Source organism: Aminobacter sp. P4_H6_2 (assembly GCF_056400805.1).
The window spans coordinates 1-3,212 of the sequence record NZ_JBFUKO010000605.1 but is presented as its reverse complement, the minus strand read 5'-3'; the positions used below and the strand labels follow the sequence as shown (position 1 = coordinate 3,212).

At 62.9% G+C, this 3,212-nt stretch carries 1 protein-coding gene and 1 pseudogene; one reads left to right on the top strand and one right to left on the bottom strand.

Annotated elements, in window-relative coordinates; translation table 11 throughout:
• Window positions 1–308, bottom strand: a 308-nt coding sequence (locus AC1DUU_RS27310; protein ID WP_476786484.1) for a hypothetical protein, incomplete at its 3' end; no start/stop codon positions are given.
• A 464-nt stretch (window positions 309–772) separates the two neighbouring features.
• Between AC1DUU_RS27310 and AC1DUU_RS27305 the strand changes: the two are divergent.
• A pseudogene (locus tag AC1DUU_RS27305) lies at window positions 773–3,212 on the top strand (hypothetical protein); the annotation flags it as partial.

The following is a 3,212-nucleotide window of genomic DNA, read 5'->3' as shown; positions in this document are numbered from 1 at the left end:
GTGTAGGTGAAGCGGGCCGAGCGGTAAGTGTGCAGGAACGATACCGCCATCCCCTTCAAATCATCATTGGTGACGAGACGCTCCTGAGGCTGTCCTCGCGGGTCGTCAAACCAAAGCCCCAGAACGCTTTCATCGTTCATTTCTCGAACGATGAAGCGCCTCACGCCTTCCCGGTCGTGCAGGTAGATGTGGAAGAAGTCCTGATCGCGCGGTGCCTCAGCAAAGATATCCTGCTGCTGCGGCGGTCGACTATAAAGCGCTACCCGAATTGCAGCTCTTTTCCACCAAGGTCGAGTAAAATAGCCCATGAGCCCTCACGGGCATAATATAGGCTCTGATTTTCGGACTCGCTATCCAACGAAGCGAATCGACTGGGCAATTTAGAAAGAGACCGCGAACGACGCTATTTGTGGAGCATTGGAGCGCGCCTCGGCCCCCTCACGGCATCCGAAGTCACTAAGCGAAACGGCAGCCAGCCAGTCGCAAAACACATCTAGCTGAAGCGGACCTTCGGCAAACGATCTGATTGCGACCTTACAGCCTAACCTGCCGCGAACCGAAACCCGCCATTTGAAAGGTACCCGTCTTTCGGTTTGGTCTGGCAGCCCTTGCACCGTACTGCCCGGTGAGCTGATATACCGCATGTTTCCGACTGCCACGTTCGGCTCGAATCTCGCTTGGTGGCCACGAACACAGGGAGGCGGGTATTGCGCGAGAGCAGCGATCCCCGATATCAGTAAGCTACTCTCAAAATCCAGACCGAAAGCGCGCCTTGACCGATACGCCGCGAAATGGCCCTCCCAGTGATCGGATCGGTGGCGGTGGCGCCGCGACTAGCGCCGGCGTTCGCTTCGAACAGCAGCTTGGGGCGCTATTCTCGTCCTGGATTCTGGCGGGCGACCGGTTCGACGACAGCTTCCGTCTCGGCGCCGCCGCGCCGACATGGGTCCGCTTCGAGACTGAGGCGCCGGTCGACGACCTGCTGATTAAAACCACCGACGGCGGCTACGTCGCCGTGCAGGCCAAGACAACCGCAAGCCTGAGTGAAGACCTCGGCTCGCCCTTGGGCAAGACGATCGCGCAGTTCGTTCGCCATTGGTTTGTTGCTCGGCAGGGCGACGGTTCGATGGAGTGGAACCGGCCGCTCGATCCCGCCCGCGACCGGCTGGTGCTGGCCGTGAGCCCCCAGGCCTCGGTCCAAGTTAGGGAGGACCTACCGGCCGCGCTTCTTCTCGTTTCGCAACCGGGCAAAGGCGCGCTCAACCAAGCGCAGCAACGGGCATATCAGGTTTTCTTCAGCTTGGTCGAACGGGCATGGGCGAGCGTCACCAAGAGCCCAGTGGACGACGGACTGCTGTCAGAGTTGGCGAAGCTGGTGGCCGTTTTCACGTTTGACGGCGAACGAGGCGACGCATTGGCGAGCGGGTCCCTCGTCAAAGCCTTCGGCCCGGACGTGGATGCCGCAGCCGCCTTCACAGCACTGTCCGATCTCAGCGGCCGGCTGATGAGGGACCGCGGCGGCGGCGACATTTCCACTTGGCGGCAGCTCCTCGCCAGCCGGGGCGTCGTGCTCGGTGCGCGCCCTGAATATCGCGCCGACATCGAAGCCCTAAAGCGGCATTCCAAACGCATCACCGACGCGCTCAGCAGTTATGAGAAGATCGAGGTCGCCAGCGGCGCGCCGCTTACCGTGCGCCGAGACTGCCAAGCAACTGTTGAAGCCGCTGCGCGCCACGGCCCGCTACTCATCATCGGGGAGYCTGGGGCCGGCAAGAGCGGCGTTCTGAATGCCCTTGCCCGCAGCCTTGGCGAGGCCGGCGCGGATGTCCTCGAACTCGCTGTCGATCGCTATTCGATCGAGAGCCTCGAAGGCCTGTCCCATGAGCTTGGCATACAGCATTCGCTGCTGGATGTACTCGAAGCCTGGGATGGACCGGAGACGGCCTATCTGGTGGTTGACGCCTTGGACGCGACGCGCGGCGGTCGCGGCGAAGGCGTCTTCCGAGCGCTCATCGAGCGCGTTCTAGAGTTGAGGGGGCGCTGGAACGTCGTAGCCTCGATCCGCAACTTCGACCTGCGCATGGGGCAACAGTTCCGCGCGCTGTTCAAAGGCACCCCCCCGGAAGCATCGCTTGCGGACCCGTCCTTCTCCGGCGTCCAGCACATTCAAGTCCCGCCCTGGTCCGAAGCCGAGTTCGGTCAACTCCTGCAGCAGTCGCCGGCGCTGGCGACGTGTCTCTCAAAGGCGCCGCCACGACTGCGTGACCTGGCCTTGGTACCGTTCAACACCCGGCTGCTCAGCGAGCTGATCTCGGGCGGCGCGGTCAGCGACCTAGACGAAGTCTCGTCGCAAGCGGACCTGTTGCGCCTCTATTGGGATCACCGCGTCGGCGGCCACGGTTTGCCGGCGAGGACCAGCCTCAGCCGCGTGGTCCAGCTCATGGTTCAGGCGCGAGCGCTTCGCGCCCCAACACTCCATGTGGCGGGTAACGATCCGGCCATGATCGACACCCTCTGCAAGGAAGGCGTGCTCGTTGTCGTCGACAGCGAGCGATGGGTTCAGTTCCGGCACCATCTGCTCTTCGACTACGCGGCAGCGCGGCTTGTCCTTGAGCCGAGCGATATCGTCAGCGGCGCCTACCGGTTCAGCAAGGCCGATGCCCTGGGATTGATGCTCTCCCCGGCGCTCGGGTTCGTGATGCGAGAAATTTGGGAATCTGAGACGGATCGCGCGCGTTTCTGGACCGCACTAGGAGCCCTCATCAACGACGAGGATGGTGACCCGATCATCCGCAGCACCGCCGGCCGATTGGGCGCGGAGTTTCCGACTGCCGCCCAGGACTGTCTTTGGCTAGGCGATCTGGCCATTTCGGACGACGAGAAGGCGCCGAAGACGCTGTCGCATATCAGCGGCGCCCTGATCGTGCGGCTTGAGGACGAGAAGCAAGTCGCGCTCGAACCATGGGCCTACCTGGCCGAGCGTTTAGCGACGGAGCCGACAGCGGTCGCGGGCACCCTTCGCGTCCTGCTCCACAACCTCATCGAACGGATCAAGGACGATGCGTTAAGGCCGATGCTGGGCCGGGCCGCACGCGCGCTATTGGCGCACGGGCTAGCCCAGCCGGAACCAGGATTCACCGTGCGGTCCGCCATTGGATTCGTCATCGACACCTATGGAACTGACGTCGCGGCCTCGCGCGTCTTGCTAGCAC